Here is a 16,854-nt window from a genome sequence, read left to right as displayed (position 1 = left end):
TATATTTGAATTAAATATTAGAAATCAACTGCCAATGAAAATTGATATGTTCTGGGTAATCCAGCATAAGCACTGTTATTTGCGGTGCCTCCGTTAATTGAGGATGGATATACAGACATCCAATAATGTTTATTGGTTACATTATTGACATTAAATCGTGCCGCAAGTGGGGTGTTAAAGACATTGAAGGCGTAGCGCATCCCGACATCTGTCGTAAAATAACCCTTGGCAAAAGTGGTGTTGTAATTATTGGCAGCCCGACGATCTGTATAGTGAAGATTGATGTTGAATGCCATACCATACAGGATGTGATCTTTTGCGACAGGTAATTGGTAGTCAATCAGCAGGTTGGCCTGAACAGGGGGGACACCAACAATTTGTTTATGAGAGGTGGCAATATTTCCTGTTTTTCCCAGTTGTGCATCAAGCCATGTAACACCTCCAAGAATAGACAGACTATCCCATATCTGTCCTGCGACCTGAAATTCAACCCCATAATTGCGTTGTTGTCCTGCGACGGCAAAAATATGGGTTGTTGGATTGATAAATGCATATGGACGTGTCATACGGAATGCCGCAACATTTAACCACAGGCGGTTGAATTTGACCTTATAGCCCACTTCATATTCTTCACTACGATAGGGAGCCATGATCTGGTTTGGATTAATTACTCCCGTCGCTGGGGCAATATCTCCCGCCTGCAGACTTCTTGCCCAAGTGAAATAGGCGGTATGACCTTCAAGAGGATGATAAATCAGGCTTGTTGTTGGACTAAATGCCGCATCATGTGAATTGTGTGCGGTTTTCTTTCCCTTCATGTTCCAGCTGTCATTGCTTAACCAGCTCCAACTGAAAACACCCATAATGGCCCATTGTTGATTAAAATGGATTGTATCGCCTGCAATCAGGGCTTGTTGCTGGATCAAGGCCGATTGATAACGTCCCCATCCTTTTGGTCTATGACCCGGTAATGGACGAGGATTGTGTATGTTGCTGGTTCCAAGATTGATTGTTTCAGTATGAGTGGGGTTGTAATTACCTCTCATATATCCATTGGTGCCCAAAACAAGTTCATGTTTTACAAAATCTGTATTTACTTCTCCATTCACATAGGCAAAATTGCTCCCTACCTGAAAAACGTTTGCCTGACCGGCTACCGAAATAGATTGTTGATAATCACCCTTGCTGTTTAGGAGTCGATTGCTGTTGTTGAACATCTCTCGTTTGGCATCCTGATAGAGCCCTCCCGCAGTAAATCTCCATTTTTTATTGATTTGGTGTTTGATTTTTCCGAGAAAGGTATTTGTTTCCGTATTAAAGCCGGCATATTTTTGCCCAAGATAGGCCTTGCCCATATTGGGTGCGGAAGGCAGTTTAATGGAATTATCAAACGAAAAATTCGTCGCTGTTCCCCTTTCATTATAGGTATAATGGCTGGCATCTATCTCAATAACGGTTTTGGAGGAAAGATGAATATCAAAATCACCACTGACCAGATTACGTTTTAACTGACTGTGTTCCACATAGGCGGTACCTTCATCATGCAGAAGGTTTAAACGATATCCAAACCACCCATTTTTACCGACTCGACCAGACACATCCGCATATTCCGTCACGGCACCAATTGAATCGTAATTGATTGAAAGATGTTCCGTACGACGGTCAGTGGGACGTTTGAGCTGGTAACTGAAAATGCCGGCTGGATTTTGTGGGCCATACATAGCCCCGGCCAACCCGTTCAGAACCTGCAAATTTTCAAACATTTCAGTTGGATAGGGGGTGGTGGTTGTCATATTGAGCCCGTCAATACGGCTGTTTGCTGTCACGTCCCCCTCAAACCCCCTGGATTGCGGCCTGGCCATGCCTGCAGATCCACGGGCCTCGAGTTGTACGGAAGGAAGGTATTTCATTAGATCATTAACGTTTCTTGCCTGTTGATTGGCAATAACGTCATGAGGAACTGACATGATTGAAAAAGGCGCGTCTTCAGATTTCATGGAACCCAAGGGGCCCAAGGTAACGTCTGAAGTACTCATTACCGCAACTGATCCGTCAGCCCTTCTTTGCCCCCTTACTGTAATTTTTTCGGATTTTTCATCATCTCTTTCCATATTGGTCGAGGTTGAAATCTTTTGTGCCATTGTTTGAAGAGGGAAAAGAAGAAGCAGAGGTAGAATATATTTTTGTTTTCTATTCATGCAAATTCTTCATGGATTAATAATTCAAGAAATTATTCTAATAATGGAAATGAATATGATATATTAATAGTAGGAAAACGACTAATTATACTTAGCCAAATGGCTATAAACAACCTAGCCATTACTCCAGATTTCTATAAGCTTTTGACTAATTGGTTCGATCTTGCGGAAGATGTAAATATTATTAAAACAATTATGCGTTTTATTTAACTTATACAATAAAGATCAAAAACAATACAGATATAAACGTATTGGTTCATCAACCAAGGAAAAAAAATGTCTCATTTACTAACAAAATGGGAACCGGAAAATCAACAGTTTTGGGAAAAGCAAGGACGTGTTATTGCTTTACGGAATTTATGGATTTCCGTTCCTGCTCTTTTACTTGCTTTCGTTGTATGGCAATTATGGAGTGTCGTTGTTGTCTATCTACCAGAAGTTGGGTTTAAATATACTCAAAATCAACTAATGCTTTTAACGGCATTGTCTGCATTGTCAGGGGCAACCCTGAGAATCATCTATGCCTTTATGGTTCCCATTTTTGGTGGAAGAAGATGGACGGTTTTTTCAACAGCCACCCTTTTGATTCCAACCATTGGTTTTGGTATATGCATACAAAATCCAAATACCAGTTTTGCAACAATGGTGATCTTGGCCCTGTTGTGTGGATTTGGTGGGGCAAATTTCAGCTCCTCTATGGCAAATATCGGATATTTTTTCCCTAAATCAAGAAAGGGATTTGCCACGGGGGTAAATGCTGGACTGGGAAATCTTGGTGTACCGTTTGTACAATTTGTTACCTTGTGGGTCATTGGCATCAGTATCTTTGGTGTTTTGGGGGGTGGACCAGAAACACGTATTCATAACGGTCAGCAGAGTCTTGTCTGGTTACAGAATATCACCTATATTTGGGTACCTTTTATTGCGGTAACCGTTATCGCTGCCTGGTTTGGGATGAATGACCTTGCCACGGTCAAGGCATCTTTTTCAGAGCAATCAATAATTTTCAAGCGTAAACATACCTGGGTTGCCTGTTTGCTTTATCTGGGTACATTTGGATCCTTTATCGGTTTTTCAGCGGCATTGCCCCTGTTGATAAAGCATGAATTCGTTAATGTTAATCCTATAAAATACGCTTTTTTAGGTCCTTTGCTGGGGTCCATATTTAGAGTTGTTGGGGGAATTGCCTCTGACAAATTCAAGGCGACACGGGTAACTCAAATCAGTTTCCTGGGTATGATTGTTTTTTCCTTATGTATCGTTTTTTTCATCTCAGCCCCGGAAGAATCAAGAAGTTTTGTCGGCTTCCTGATAAGTTTTATGATCCTGTTCATTTTTGTTGGATTGGGAAATGGATCTGTATTTGCCCAGGTTCCCGGAATATTTACAATATTTTACCAGAAATACCTTAAAAAACAAAAAGCTGAATCTGAAGAGCAGATGAATGAGGATGCTGCCAAGGAAACCGGTGCGGTTCTTGGTTTTATGGGGGCTATTGGTGCCTATGGTGGATTTATAATTCCAAAACTGTATGGAACCTCTTTAAGTTATACCGGATCGTATAATTTAGCTTTTTATATTTTTGTTGGATTTTACGTATTTTGCCTTTTGATAAATCGTTGGTACTACCTTCGCAAAAATGCGGAAATACGTTGTTAAGACAAATTTGATTTAGAATTTGGAAATTGATTATGAGCCATATATTAGATCGTTTAAACTTTTTTAAAAAAACGAAAAGCAGTTTTGCTGACGGGCATGGCGCTGTTGTTAACGAGGACAGAAAATGGGAAGACGCGTATAGACAACGTTGGCAACAGGATAAAATCGTAAGATCAACTCACGGTGTGAATTGCACCGGATCCTGCAGTTGGAAAATCTATGTTAAAAGTGGATTGATTACCTGGGAAACCCAACAGACAAATTATCCAAGAACTCGTGCGGATCTACCTAATCATGAACCCAGGGGATGTCCTCGCGGGGCATCTTACAGCTGGTATGTTTATTCTGCCCAACGTGTTAAATATCCAATGCTGCGTGGACAGCTGGCTAGATTATGGCGTGATGCACGTCAGAAGATGGATCCGATATCCGCCTGGGAATATATCAGTCAAACATCAGAATTGGCCAGTTCTTACAAGAAAAGACGTGGATTGGGCGGATTTGTCCGATCAACCTGGCGGGAAGTCAACGAGCTTGTTGCCGCGGCAAATAACTTTACCATCAAAAAATATGGTCCCGACCGTATTATTGGATTTTCTCCTATTCCGGCTATGTCGATGGTCAGCTACGCTTCCGGATCTCGTTATCTTTCTCTTATTGGGGGTGTTCCGCTATCTTTTTATGATTGGTATTGTGATCTGCCACCAGCAAGCCCACAAGTATGGGGCGAGCAAACCGATGTTCCGGAATCAGCAGATTGGTATAATTCAACCTATTTACTAGTGTGGGGATCAAATATCCCCATGACTCGTACGCCAGACGCTCATTTTTATGCCGAAGTTCGTTATAAAGGTACAAAAACGGTCGCTGTTTCATCAGATTATGGTGAAATGGTAAAATTCAGTGATATATGGCTCTCTCCTAAACAAGGTACGGATGCTGCCTTATCCATGGCGATGGGACACGTAATCTTCAAAGAATTTCATCTGGATCGTCCCTCTGAATATTTTACGTCATATTGCCGTCAATATACAGATATGCCAATGCTGGTTATGCTTGATGAAAAGAATGGCCAACTGTTTCCCGGATATTTCTTGCGTGCCAGTCATTTGGCAGATCAGCTTGATGAAAAAAACAATCCTGAATGGAAAACGCTTGTTATTGATGAATTGACGGGACAGATTGTAACCCCCAAAGGATCAATTGGTTTTCGCTGGGGTGAAACAGGTCAATGGAATCTTAAGGAACAGGATAGCAAAGGACAGACCGTTAAGGCCCAACTTAGTCTGCTGGGTAAGCATGATAATGTTGCGGAGGTTGTGTTCAATTATTTTGCTGGAGAAAGCAAAAATGAGCAGATGCTCCGAAAGGTTCCGGTTAAAACCATTACCTTGGCTGATGGTAATCAGGTAAAGGTTACTACAGTTTTTGATTTAATGGCTGCCAATTACAGTATTGACCGTGGTCTAGGTGATGGCGCTATGGATTATATGGATGATGTTCCCTATACTCCTAAATGGCAGGAAAAACATACTGGTGTAAAACCAGAATTGGTTATTCAGGTTGCTCGTGAATTTGCCCAAAATGCCGATAAAACTCATGGTAAAAGCATGGTCATAGTGGGTGCCGGATTAAACCACTGGTATCATATGGATATGTCCTATCGTGGCATTATCAACATGTTAATGCTTTGTGGATGTATAGGTCAAAGTGGAGGTGGCTGGTGCCATTATGTTGGTCAGGAAAAACTGAGGCCACAAACCGGTTGGGCTCCATTGGCATTTGGATTGGATTGGAATCGTCCATCTCGTCAGATGAACGGAACATCCTTTTTTTACAATCATACAAGTCAATGGCGTCATGAAAAGCTGGCTATCAATGAAGTTGCTTCACAAAATAGCCTGAGTGAATTTGAAGGTATGGCGCTGATTGATTGTAATGCCAAGGCTGAACGGATGGGATGGTTACCTTCTGCACCGCAATTGTCAATGAATCCGTTGACGTTGACACAAAATGCAATTGCTCAAAATAAAGATCCCATTGACTATGCGGTTGAAGGATTGAAATCAGGTGCAATTGACATGTCTTGTAATGACCCTGATAATCCAGTGAACTTTCCACGTAACATGTTTGTATGGCGTTCCAATATTCTTGGTTCTTCAGGTAAGGGACATGAATATTTCCTTAAATATCTTTTGGGTACTCAGAATGCAGTTTTAAGTGAAGAGCAAAATTGTATTAAACCGAAGGAAATCAAGGTAAGAGAAGCCGCAGAAGGTAAACTGGATCTTTTGGTCGTCTTGGATTTCCGTATGTCAACGACTTGTTTATATGCAGATGTAATTCTTCCGACGGCCACCTGGTACGAGAAAAATGACTTGAATACATCGGATATGCATCCCTTTATTCATCCTTTAAGCGAGGCTGTACAACCTTTATGGCAAAGTAAAAGTGATTGGGAAATTTTCAAAGGACTGGCTGGAAAATTTTCTGAACTCGCCGCAGGATATCTTGGAAATCAAAAAGATCTTGTCTTGACACCCTTAATGCATGACACTCCACAAGAGTTGGGACAGCCTTTTGACGTTAAAGACTGGAAAAAGGGTGAATGTGATCCTATTCCTGGTAAAACAATGCCAGCCATGAAAGTTATCGAGCGAAATTATGGAGCAATTTATGAACAGTTTACATCAATTGGTCCTTTACTTGAAAAACTCGGTAATGGTGGTAAAGGTATAAGTTGGGATACCAAGCATGAGGTTGATCAATTACGTAATTTAAACAAGGTTATTGGTCAGGGTATTGCAAAGGGACAGCCGAGACTTGATACTGCTATTGATGCGGCTGAAATGATCCTGAATCTTGCTCCTGAAACAAATGGTCATATCGCTGTCAAGGCATGGGGGGCATTATCAAAAGTAACAGGTATTGACCATACGTATTTGGCCACCCCTCGTGAACATGATTCCATTCGTTTTCGTGATATACAAGTTCAGCCACGTAAGATTATATCTTCCCCAACCTGGTCTGGCCTGGAAAGTGAAACGGTAAGTTACAATGCTGGTTATACAAATGTTCATGAATTGATTCCTTGGAGAACCCTGACTGGTCGACAGCAGTTTTATCAGGATCATCAATGGATGCGTGCATTTGGTGAAATGTTGTGTGTCTATCGTCCAGCGGTTGACTTGAAAACAACTCAAAAGGTTTTGGGACAGCATGGTAACGGAAATCCAGAAATAGTCCTGAATTTTATCACACCACATCAAAAATGGGGCATCCACAGTACTTATTCCGATAATTTACGGATGTTGACATTATCCCGTGGCGGGCCACATGTCTGGCTTTCCGAAATTGATGCACAAAAGGCTGGTATCATTGATAATGACTGGATTGAGGTTTTCAATCTAAATGGAACTTTAACGGCCAGAGCAATTGTAAGTCAGCGTGTTCCAGAAGGAATGACCTTGATGTATCATGCTCAGGAAAAGATCATCAATGTTCCCGGTGCAGAAGTTTCAAAAAAACGCGGCGGCATTCATAATTCGGTAACAAGAACAGTCTTAAAACCGACACATATGATTGGCGGTTATGCGCAATATTCCTATGGTTTTAACTATTATGGAACAGTTGGTTCAAATCGTGATGAATTTGTTGTTGTACGTAAAATGAAGCATGTCGATTGGCTTGAAGAGACTGTTAGCGTTAATTACCCAAAAGTTGAGGCATAAGAGATTACCAATGAAAATTAGAGCTCAAATTGGCATGGTATTGAATCTGGATAAATGCATAGGATGCCATACTTGTTCCGTGACATGTAAAAATGTATGGACCAGTCGAGATGGTGTTGAATATGCATGGTTCAATAACGTTGAATCAAAACCAGGGGTTGGATATCCCAAGGAATGGGAAAACCAGGATAAATATAATGGTGGATGGGTTTTAAAAGGTGGCAAGTTGCGTCCCCGTCAGGGTGGCAAGTTGCACATTATGGCAAATATATTTGCCAATCCCAATCTTCCGCAAATTGATGATTATTATGAACCCTTTACATATGATTATGAACGTTTGCAAAATTCTCCGGATGTAAAAACCCCCCCTGTTGCCCGACCAGTTTCGGTCCTAACCGGACAAAAAATGGAAAAAATACACTGGGGACCAAACTGGGAGGATGATCTTGGTGGAGAATTTTCAAAGCGTGCAAAAGACAAGCTTTTTGATGGTATTCAAAAGGATATGCTGTCAACTTTTGAAAATACGTTTCTTATGTATTTACCAAGATTGTGCGAGCATTGTTTAAATCCAGCCTGTGTTGCAAGTTGTCCTTCAGGTTCAATTTATAAACGTGAGGATGACGGTATTGTCCTGATAGATCAGGATAAATGTCGCGGCTGGAGGATGTGTGTCTCGGGTTGTCCCTACAAAAAGATATATTTTAACTGGGTTTCTGGTAAAGCAGAAAAATGTATATTCTGTTATCCACGTATTGAAGGTGGACAGCCAACCGTTTGTTCCGAAACATGTGTAGGGCGTATTCGTTACCTGGGCGTTTTACTCTATAATGCAGATAAAATTAAAGAGGCTGCATCTACGGAAGATACCCAGGATTTGTATGAATCCCAACTGGATGTTTTTTTAGATCCCAATGATCCGGCAATTATTGCGGAAGCTCTCAAACAGGGTATACCCCAAAGCTGGTTGGATGCGGCAAGAAATTCACCGGTCTATAAAATGGCAGTAGAATGGAAAGTTGCTTTCCCCCTGCATCCAGAATACCGCACCTTACCAATGGTTTGGTATATTCCACCTTTATCGCCTATTCAGTCTGCAGTAGCGAATGGCATGATTGGCAAGAATGGAATTATTCCTGGTATTAAGGATTTACGTATTCCAATTCGCTATTTGGCTAATTTGCTTACGGCGGGGAAAGAAGAACCCATTATTAACGCCTTGGAAAACATGATCGCGATGCGTCGTTATATGCGTAGCAAGTCTGTTGATCAACGTCCTGATCGTTCTGTCTTGAAAGATACGGCTTTGACTGAAGTCCAGATTGAAGAAATGTATCAGATTATGGCGATTGCGAATTATGAAGATCGTTTTGTCATTCCATCATCCCACAAGGAAATGGTTGAAAACGCATTCCAGGATAAGGCTTCTTGTGGATTTACTTTCGGGAATGGATGTTCTGACGGGGTGAATAAGGCAAGTCTTTTTGGCAAAAAGGTTTCTCCAATTATCTTTCACGACGCTGTAGAGGATCGTGAACAGAACAAGGCAAAAGAAAGCAATAGCTGATGGAAATTTTCAAGATACTTTCAGTTTTATTATGTTATCCAGAGCAAGAATTGGTTGATGCACTCCCTTCAATCCTGGGACGTTTAAAAACGCTTGAGGTTGAATGGAGCTTGCTTTCTCCCTTATTGGAACATTTGCAAGAAAAAGATTTGATTGATTTGCAAGAAGAGTATGTTTCACTTTTCGATCGTAATCCATCATGTTCATTGCATTTATTTGAGCATATTCACGGTGAGGACCGTCTAAGGGGGCAAGCCCTGGTCAATCTCATGTCAGAATATAAGGCAAACGGTTATGATATTTCAGTAATTGATGAGTTACCAGATTATTTGCCTTTATTTTTAGAGTTTTTATCTGTCTGTAATGAAGGTGAAGCAAAGGATTTACTGGCGGCATCAATTGACGTGATTGATCACATCGGGTCAAAATTGCGGGAAAGTCAGTCTGTCTATACGGGTATTTTCACTTTACTTGTCAATTATTCTTCTGTTCAACCTCAACCTTTAAAAGTTCCCCCAGTTAAAGATATGGAGGAGGCAATGGAGAAATTTGGTCCAAATATTGAGGGAGTTGAACCTCTTTTACAAACGAATGCCTGTAATCTCTGTTCTGTAGACAATGAAAATAAAGGGGCAAGTCATGCATTATCTCGATAAATTTATTTTTGGAATTTATCCGTATATCGTATTAACAATTTTTGTTGTTGGATGCTTGGTACGTTTTGAACGTGAACAATATTCATGGAAAAGTGATTCCAGCCAGATTTTATATCGTGGACAATTAAGATTTGGAAATATCTGTTTTCATATTGGTATTTTAGGTCTGTTTTTTGGGCATCTTTTCGGTCTTTTAACACCCATCTGGGTTTGGGATACACTGGGAGTTACCCATTCAGCAAAACAGATTTTCGCCATGATGGCTGGCGGCATCATGGGTAGTATCTGTTTGGTTGGGATTTTGATCCTTATTCACAGAAGATTTGTTTCAGCCCGTATATTGGCAAATAGTACCTGGCGTGATAAATTGTTGTTAGTCTGGTTATTATTGACTTTGTTACTTGGTTTATCAACAATTTTTGTTTCGGCTCAGCATACGGACGGTCATGAAATGGTTCAACTTATGACATGGGTACAGCATACAATTACCTTTCAAGGTGATGCCGTGGCCTATATCATGAATGCGTCATCAATCTTCAAATTCCATCTTTTTATGGGAATGACAGTATTTGCTATTTTCCCATTTACTCGTTTGGTTCATGTATTTAGTGGCTTTGCCATGGTCAGTTATGTAACTCGACGCTGGCAGTTGGTAAGACCACGTTCATGAACGTGAAGATGTGAATTGATGAAAAATCCCAAAATACTGGAATTAAGATTGCTTAAACTATTGGCTGTTGTTCTGGCTTGTTTTGGATTTTTTCATTCCGTTCAGGCAAAAGAGATTGTTGTTTCTGCGGCGGCTAGTTTAAGCGATGCTTTTAAAGATATAGCTAAAATCTATGAAACATCGCACCCTCAGGATAAAATTTTATTTAATTTTGGTTCTTCGGGCAGTCTGTTGAATCAAATAGCACAGGGTGCCCCGGTTGATCTTTTTGCATGTGCCGATGAAAGCACAATGGATATGGCAGAGCAAAAAGGATTGATTTTTCCTGGATCAAGACAGGATTTTATTAATAATCATTTGGTTCTTGTGACTTTTATTCATAGCAAGTTACAGATACGTGAACTGGCAGATTTAGATAAACCCTTGATTAAGTGGATCGCGTTGGGACAAGTTGTAACTGTTCCAGCGGGTCGTTATACAAAACATGCATTGCAGGCTGCAGGTTTATGGCAAAAATTACAAGGTAAATTCATTCCTGCGCAAAATGTCCGTCAGGTTCTGGATTATGTTGCCCGTAATGAAGTGGATGTCGGTTTTGTTTATGAAAGTGATGCAAAACTTTTTTCAGATAAAGTTAAAATACTTTATCGGGTTCCTTTGCCAAAACCCGTTCAGTACCCAGTTGCCTTGGTTAAAAATACTCAAAACCCGAATCAGGCTAAGGCGTTCATGGACCTGTTATTTTCAGTTAAAGGTCAGAGAATTTTTAGACAATACGGATTTGCTGTTCGGTAATTGTTCATGGGAATAAATTTTACCTGGACGGCTCTTTTTCTATCCTTGAAAATTGCAGTTTTCGCAGTCTCGATCAATATGTTTCTGGCAATACCTGCAGGATATTTTATTGCTCGGTATCGTTTTTATGGTAAGGAATTTTTAGATATTGTCTTTACATTGCCAATGGTTATGCCGCCGACTGTATTGGGATACTATTTGTTAGTATTGTTTGGACAGCATGGTTGGATAGGACAAATATTGGGAAAATATTTTCATCTTAGTCTTATATTTACGTGGCAGGGGGCTGTTTTAGCCGCTATTGTCGTGACTTTTCCTTTGATATTCAAACCCGCCAGAAGTGCCTTTGAATCAATCAATCCTTGTTATGAACAGGCTGCACGGGTATTGACTATTTCTGATATGGCGATTTTTTTCCGTATAACCTTACCTTTGGCTTGGCGTGGTATTATGGCAGGTTTATTACTGGCATTTGCCAGAGCTTTGGGTGAATTTGGTGCAACCCTGATGATTGCCGGAAATATTCCCGGAAAAACGCAAACCCTATCTTTGGCAATCTATGAAGCCGTTGAAGCGGGACAGGATCATGCCGCAAATATATCCGTCTTGATTTTATCCGCTGTTTGCATTTTTGTTTTATTTATGGCTAAACGGCTGAATGTTATGCATAATTCAATTTATTGATCATGATATTTCAAATAAATCTCAAAAAAATAATGAAAAATCATCATCATATGTTTCAGCTCAATGTTGATTTTTATTCTCAAAATCGTTCAGTGGTGATATTTGGCCCATCTGGATCTGGAAAAACAACATTGCTTAAAATAATAGCGGGATTAAATTCACCAGATTGCGGGTTGATAAAAATTAATAATAAAATCTTTTTTGATCAGAAACGTAAAATCAATCTGGCCCCTCAGGAGAGAAAACTTGCTTATCTTTTCCAAGGTTATAGTCTTTTTCCGCATTTAACAGTCAAACAGAATATTTCCTTCTCACTTGTCAAGGGAATATTTAATCCCCGTGTCAGTCAGGATTTTGCAATTGTTAAGGACTGGATGAATCGCTTGGAAATCCTGAACTATGCTGAATATTATCCATATCAATTGTCGGGGGGGCAACAACAGCGGGTTGCATTGGCCAGGGCATTGGTTGCGCAACCCGATTTGTTGTTACTAGATGAACCGTTTTCAATGCTTGATAGTCGCTTGCGACGCAAATTGCGGTATGAAATAAGAGATATTCAACAACGGTTACAATGCTTGATGATGGTTATATCGCACGATGATGAGGATGTAGAGTGTTTTGGTGAGGATATCTTACATTTGGGAAAAAATAGTAATTATTAGATGAATTAATAAATAATAGTTTGATTGTATTTTATCTATAATGATTTTTTAGAAATATTTAAGTCTTTTTTTTGATTTTTAAACACATATATAAAATTCATAACTACAAAGTCTTTATTGCAATTATGACGTGGCTGAGCTTCTGATGCTGATTGATAAATTTGGTAGAACAATTGATTATTTAAGAATTTCTGTTACGGATCGCTGTAATTTAAGATGTTCTTATTGTATTCCGAAAGGATTTAATGATTTTGAAACTCCAGACCATTGGCTCACTTTTGATGAATTAATGCGTGTTGTTCGTGCGTTTGTAAGATTAGGTACAAAACGTTTTCGCTTGACTGGTGGTGAACCGTTGGTTCGCAAAAACCTAACAGATCTGGTGCATCGAATTAAAAAAATTGATGAGGTGGAGGATTTATCCATTACAACGAATGGAACCTTGCTGACATCCCATGCCAAATCATTGTTTGAGGCTGGCTTAGATCGTTTGAACATAAGTCTTGACTCCTTGAATCGTAAAAATATAGAGGATATTACAGGTCTGGATTGTCTAGAGCAGGTTATGGAGGGTCTGCGAACAGCAAAACAACTGGGTTTTCATAAAATAAAGATTAACATGGTTGTATTGCCAGACAAGAATATGGCAGAAATTGAACGAATGCTCGAATTTTGTATTGAACACGGGTTTATTCTGTGTTTGATTGAAGTCATGCCAATGGGAAAAACCGGGCAAAATATGACAACTGTCTCGCTACAACCCATTATACAAGAATTAAGGAAACATTACGATTTGCGTTCAACGATGAAGATAATAGGAAATGGTCCGGCGCGTTACTGGGAAACATCAACAGGTAATGTATGTCTGGGATTAATTACACCGTTATCACAGCATTTTTGTGCGACATGCAATCGGGTTAGATTGTCGGTTGATGGAACCCTTTATATGTGTTTGGGACAGGATAACAACTTTGCGTTAAGGCCGTTATTAAGAAATCATTGTAGTGATAAAGAACTGGATCAGGTCATTCAAGAAGCGATAGAACTAAAGCCAAAAGAACATGATTTTTTAAAACAGCCCAATAAAATTATGCGTATTATGTCAAAGACAGGAGGATAGGTTGACAGTCCTATTTTTTAGGTAAAAAAGCTTTTACGACTTTTTCATCTGTTTCAATCCTGGGTCCACCAATTACATCGATACACATTGGAACCGCGGCAAATACTCCATGTATAAGAACCTTGCCATCTTGATCTTTTACCCCTTCCAACGTTTCACGAATGGCATTCGGACGTCCGGGCAGGTTTAGTATCAGGCTTTTTTTACGGATTACGCCCACTTGTCGTGACAGAATGGCGGTTGGCACGAAATATAAACTGACTTGACGCATTTGCTCACCAAAACCGGGCATAACCTTATCTGCGATGGCCAGAGTTGCATCAGGTGTCACATCTCGGATGTAAGGCCCTGTACCGCCCGTGGTTAAAACAAGGGGACAATCTTGATGATCGACCAGATCAATTAATGTTTTTTCAATCAGATCCTGTTCATCAGGAATTAAATGCTCAATATATTGTTTTTCGTTAAGAACCGCTTTATTCAGCCAATTTTTCAAGGCAGGTAAACCTTTATCTTCATATATACCCTGACTGGCTCTATCACTGACAGAAACCAAACCAATTTTTATTGCTGTCATTTTATATTTTCCTATCAATAAAGTCTAAAGAGAATAGTCAAGTGGATAAATTTTTATAAAGTCTCCTTTATGAACAGGGGTATTTTCCGGAATTTCTGCCAATCCATTTGCCTGGGAAAATGTTGCCAACATGGCAGAACCCTGATTATTTAAAAGACTAACATGAGCAGGTGATTGAGAATAATCAACCCGCACCCGTAAAAACTCCCGTCTTGCTTGGGTTTTCCTTTTTTCAAATTGGGCTTGAGCAAGAATAGTTTTTGGCAGGCAATTCTGTAATGTTTCGCCGGCAAGATGTCGTAAAGCGGGAATAACAAGTTGTTGAAAGGTGACAAGGGTGCTGACAGGATTACCGGGTAACATAAAGAATATTTTGCTATTGATTTGTCCCCAGGCAAAAGGTTTGCCGGGTTTAATGGCAAGTTTCCAGAAAATGAGTTGGCCAAGCTGTTGTAAGGCGGCATGAACGTGATCCTCTTCACCAACCGAAACTCCACCAGATGAGATAATGATGTCTGCTTCTTTAGCGGCTTTTTTTAATGCGATTTCAGTTTTATCCCGATTATCGGGAAGAATGCCTGCATCAATGACATGATGTCTGGTTTTTTGAAGCCAGGTTATCAAAAGATAACGGTTTGCATCAAAAATCTTGCCAGAAGATAGAGGCTGACCTGGATTGATCAATTCATTTCCTGTGGAATAAACCCAAATGGTTAAAGGTTTATATATTTTGACATTTTGATAGCCTTGACTTGCCAGTAAGGCAACACTTGCGGGCGTAAGCCTATGGCCTTGTGTAAGCAGTATATCACCTTTTTTTAGTTCTTCCCCTTGATAGCGTATATTTTGTCCTTTTTTGATCTGCGAGGTAAGAGTTAGGGTGTTGTTTTCAATTTTTGTATTTTCTTGCTGGATTACAGCGCTGGTTCCGGGGGGAATTGGAGCTCCGGTAAAAATTCGGGCGGCTTCACCAGTTTGAAGGGTGGCATTGGACAGGGGATCTCCTGCTGCAATCCGGTTTGTAATTTGCCATTCAGAACATTGACAAGGATCACCACCCAGAGCATAGCCATCCATGGCACTATTGCTGAAAAAAGGTGTGTCATATTGAACATAAATATTTTCAGCAAGAACTAGATGATTTGCCTTTAAAAGGGGATAATCTTCTATGGGTTGTTTAATAGAGGTTCTTTGCAGAAGTTCTTCAAGGGCCTCATCATAGTTTTTTAGCATGGTGCCTGCCTTGTTGATAACGGGTTAATGTGTCAAGGTCGTTAATATTGGTAAATTCATGTTCATCATGAAAATTCACTTTTATATTTGGGTGTGCAGATATCCATGATTTAAGGCTATAATGCTGATGATTTAAATGATTGGCAAGATAGTCATTCGTACAGGGTTTGCATAAGAAGATACTTGGATGAATCTGTTTTGGTGTCGCTGCGTACGCAATTAGCAAGTCTGGATTTGATATCAATGCGTGATAAAGTGAGGAAACTAGATTCGCGGGTAAAAAGGGAGTGTCGCAGGGAACAACCAATATGTAATCTGTATGAGCGGGAATAAAGGAATAAAGACTGACAATGCCAGCCAGGGGACCTTTTCCTTTCCATTGGGGGAGATCCTGGTAGACTGGAAAACCAAAAGATTGATAAGTTTCAATATGATTGTTTGCGCTTATCAAAATGTTTTGAACATGTGGTTGAATACGTTGGATAACATGATTGACAAGGGGATGACCATTAAGAGAAAGCAATCCTTTGTTTTGACGTCCTACACGCCGACCTTCCCCACCTGCCAGAATAAAGGCGGCAATATTTTTATCATTCATGACTGGACCATCGTTCTTTTTCTTTTAAATCGTATGATTTGGCCCTGACCCATCTTGACTGTCCGTTTCTAAAAAATTCTTTTTTCCAGAATGGAGCTTCTGATTTTAAATAATCCATTATGAATTCAGCAGATTCAAATGCAGCCTTTCTATGACTGGCCGCTGTCAGAACCAAAACGATTTCTTCTCCTACCCGTAAATTCCCCACGCGGTGTATAACCTGACAACCCTGTATATCCCATCGTTTTTTTGCCAAATGAATTATTCGTTCAATTTCTTGTTCAGTTACAGACGGAAAATGTTCAAGATAAAGATAATCAAGCGGTTCTTTTTCATCAAACCCCCTGACGATACCGGTAAAGCTGACAATTGCGCCGCAATTGAAAGCGTGAATCTTTTTTCGAAATTCCTCTTGTGAAAAAGGTTGGGTCTGTATTTTGACAGAGAACAATTCAACCTCCTGTAACAGGAGGTAGAATGGCAACTTCATCATCAGGATGAAGGGGAGTGGGTTGATAGATAATGCGTTGATTAATGGCCAGGCGGAAAATGTTTTCTTCTGCCAAGGCGTCCGACCAAGAGGCATTGCGGCTTCTTAAAAAATTGAGTAAATCTTGTGAATTACCGTTGTCCCAGGTAATTTCTTCCTCTTCAATTTGTAAAATATCTTTAAGAAAACCAAAATAACGGATTTTTATCAT

At 40.0% G+C, this 16,854-nt stretch carries 15 protein-coding genes; 9 read left to right on the top strand and 6 right to left on the bottom strand.

Features of this window, described 5'->3' with window-relative positions; translation table 11 throughout:
- Window positions 1-17: 17 nt before the first annotated feature.
- Complete coding sequence (locus D9V35_RS08690) at window positions 18-2,198, bottom strand: TonB-dependent receptor (RefSeq protein WP_122124153.1); 2,181 nt, start codon at window positions 2,196-2,198, stop codon at window positions 18-20.
- A gap of 276 nt (window positions 2,199-2,474) precedes the next feature.
- Here D9V35_RS08690 and D9V35_RS08680 point away from each other — a divergent pair, with 276 nt between their 5' ends.
- The 9 genes from D9V35_RS08680 (at window position 2,475) to moaA (ending at window position 13,745) form a co-directional block, all read left to right on the top strand.
- Window positions 2,475-3,857 carry a NarK family nitrate/nitrite MFS transporter gene (locus D9V35_RS08680; protein ID WP_122124151.1) on the top strand — a complete coding sequence of 461 codons (1,383 nt, stop codon included), beginning with the start codon at window positions 2,475-2,477 and terminating at the stop codon, window positions 3,855-3,857.
- Window positions 3,858-3,889: 32 nt separating this feature from the next.
- The gene (locus D9V35_RS08675) at window positions 3,890-7,588 is read left to right on the top strand and encodes a nitrate reductase subunit alpha (RefSeq protein ID WP_122124150.1); all 3,699 of its coding nucleotides are present in this window, start codon (window positions 3,890-3,892) and stop codon (window positions 7,586-7,588) included.
- Window positions 7,589-7,598: 10 nt separating this feature from the next.
- Window positions 7,599-9,155 carry a nitrate reductase subunit beta gene (gene narH, locus D9V35_RS08670; protein WP_122124149.1) on the top strand — a complete coding sequence of 519 codons (1,557 nt, stop codon included), beginning with the start codon at window positions 7,599-7,601 and terminating at the stop codon, window positions 9,153-9,155.
- Window positions 9,155-9,811 (top strand): nitrate reductase molybdenum cofactor assembly chaperone, encoded by a 657-nt coding sequence (narJ, locus tag D9V35_RS08665; RefSeq protein WP_122124148.1) that lies wholly within the window; start codon window positions 9,155-9,157, stop codon window positions 9,809-9,811. Before narH ends, narJ begins: the two co-directional genes overlap by 1 nt.
- The gene (gene narI, locus D9V35_RS08660) at window positions 9,795-10,481 is read left to right on the top strand and encodes a respiratory nitrate reductase subunit gamma (RefSeq protein WP_122124147.1); all 687 of its coding nucleotides are present in this window, start codon (window positions 9,795-9,797) and stop codon (window positions 10,479-10,481) included. Before narJ ends, narI begins: the two co-directional genes overlap by 17 nt.
- Window positions 10,482-10,499: 18 nt before the next feature.
- Window positions 10,500-11,276 (top strand): molybdate ABC transporter substrate-binding protein, encoded by a 777-nt coding sequence (modA, locus tag D9V35_RS08655; RefSeq protein WP_122124146.1) that lies wholly within the window; start codon window positions 10,500-10,502, stop codon window positions 11,274-11,276.
- Window positions 11,277-11,282: 6 nt separating this feature from the next.
- Window positions 11,283-11,960, top strand: a complete 678-nt coding sequence (modB, locus tag D9V35_RS08650; RefSeq protein WP_205910300.1) for a molybdate ABC transporter permease subunit — start codon at window positions 11,283-11,285, stop codon at window positions 11,958-11,960.
- A 32-nt stretch (window positions 11,961-11,992) separates the two neighbouring features.
- The gene (locus D9V35_RS08645) at window positions 11,993-12,625 is read left to right on the top strand and encodes an ABC transporter ATP-binding protein (protein ID WP_240993369.1); all 633 of its coding nucleotides are present in this window, start codon (window positions 11,993-11,995) and stop codon (window positions 12,623-12,625) included.
- Window positions 12,626-12,755: 130 nt separating this feature from the next.
- Complete coding sequence (gene moaA / locus D9V35_RS08640) at window positions 12,756-13,745, top strand: GTP 3',8-cyclase MoaA (protein ID WP_240993368.1); 990 nt, start codon at window positions 12,756-12,758, stop codon at window positions 13,743-13,745.
- Window positions 13,746-13,755: 10 nt separating this feature from the next.
- Here moaA and mog read toward each other — a convergent pair whose 3' ends face one another.
- From mog to D9V35_RS08615, 5 genes are read right to left on the bottom strand one after another with little or no spacing between them, the layout of a single operon-like run.
- Complete coding sequence (gene mog, locus D9V35_RS08635; protein ID WP_122124143.1) at window positions 13,756-14,322, bottom strand: molybdopterin adenylyltransferase; 567 nt, start codon at window positions 14,320-14,322, stop codon at window positions 13,756-13,758.
- 24 nt (window positions 14,323-14,346) lie between these two features.
- The gene (locus D9V35_RS08630; RefSeq protein ID WP_110439139.1) at window positions 14,347-15,555 is read right to left on the bottom strand and encodes a molybdopterin molybdotransferase MoeA; all 1,209 of its coding nucleotides are present in this window, start codon (window positions 15,553-15,555) and stop codon (window positions 14,347-14,349) included.
- A complete protein-coding gene (gene mobA / locus D9V35_RS08625; protein WP_122124142.1) occupies window positions 15,539-16,153 on the bottom strand; it encodes a molybdenum cofactor guanylyltransferase MobA in 615 nt (204 codons plus the stop codon). Before mobA ends, D9V35_RS08630 begins: the two co-directional genes overlap by 17 nt.
- Window positions 16,146-16,604, bottom strand: a complete 459-nt coding sequence (locus D9V35_RS08620) for a molybdenum cofactor biosynthesis protein MoaE (protein WP_110439137.1) — start codon at window positions 16,602-16,604, stop codon at window positions 16,146-16,148. The genes mobA and D9V35_RS08620 overlap by 8 nt, the downstream gene beginning before the upstream one ends.
- Window position 16,605: 1 nt before the next feature.
- The gene (locus D9V35_RS08615; protein WP_110439136.1) at window positions 16,606-16,854 is read right to left on the bottom strand and encodes a MoaD/ThiS family protein; all 249 of its coding nucleotides are present in this window, start codon (window positions 16,852-16,854) and stop codon (window positions 16,606-16,608) included.

Source organism: Commensalibacter melissae (assembly GCF_003691365.1).
Lineage (GTDB): Bacteria > Pseudomonadota > Alphaproteobacteria > Acetobacterales > Acetobacteraceae > Commensalibacter > Commensalibacter melissae.
This window is presented reverse-complemented; position numbering and strand designations above follow the sequence as displayed.

What these genes read in the sequence shown, in the direction of transcription:
- D9V35_RS08690 (WP_122124153.1), bottom strand. Translation starts at nt 2,198, where the DNA reads ATGAATAGAAAACAAAAATATATTCTACCTCTGCTTCTTCTTTTCCCT.
- D9V35_RS08680 (WP_122124151.1), top strand. Translation starts at nt 2,475, where the DNA reads ATGTCTCATTTACTAACAAAATGGGAACCGGAAAATCAACAGTTTTGG.
- D9V35_RS08675 (WP_122124150.1), top strand. Translation starts at nt 3,890, where the DNA reads ATGAGCCATATATTAGATCGTTTAAACTTTTTTAAAAAAACGAAAAGC.
- narH (WP_122124149.1), top strand. Translation starts at nt 7,599, where the DNA reads ATGAAAATTAGAGCTCAAATTGGCATGGTATTGAATCTGGATAAATGC.
- narJ (WP_122124148.1), top strand. Translation starts at nt 9,155, where the DNA reads ATGGAAATTTTCAAGATACTTTCAGTTTTATTATGTTATCCAGAGCAA.
- narI (WP_122124147.1), top strand. Translation starts at nt 9,795, where the DNA reads ATGCATTATCTCGATAAATTTATTTTTGGAATTTATCCGTATATCGTA.
- modA (WP_122124146.1), top strand. Translation starts at nt 10,500, where the DNA reads ATGAAAAATCCCAAAATACTGGAATTAAGATTGCTTAAACTATTGGCT.
- modB (WP_205910300.1), top strand. Translation starts at nt 11,283, where the DNA reads ATGGGAATAAATTTTACCTGGACGGCTCTTTTTCTATCCTTGAAAATT.
- D9V35_RS08645 (WP_240993369.1), top strand. Translation starts at nt 11,993, where the DNA reads ATGAAAAATCATCATCATATGTTTCAGCTCAATGTTGATTTTTATTCT.
- mog (WP_122124143.1), bottom strand. Translation starts at nt 14,322, where the DNA reads ATGACAGCAATAAAAATTGGTTTGGTTTCTGTCAGTGATAGAGCCAGT.
- D9V35_RS08630 (WP_110439139.1), bottom strand. Translation starts at nt 15,555, where the DNA reads ATGCTAAAAAACTATGATGAGGCCCTTGAAGAACTTCTGCAAAGAACC.
- mobA (WP_122124142.1), bottom strand. Translation starts at nt 16,153, where the DNA reads ATGAATGATAAAAATATTGCCGCCTTTATTCTGGCAGGTGGGGAAGGT.
- D9V35_RS08615 (WP_110439136.1), bottom strand. Translation starts at nt 16,854, where the DNA reads ATGATAAAAATCCGTTATTTTGGTTTTCTTAAAGATATTTTACAAATT.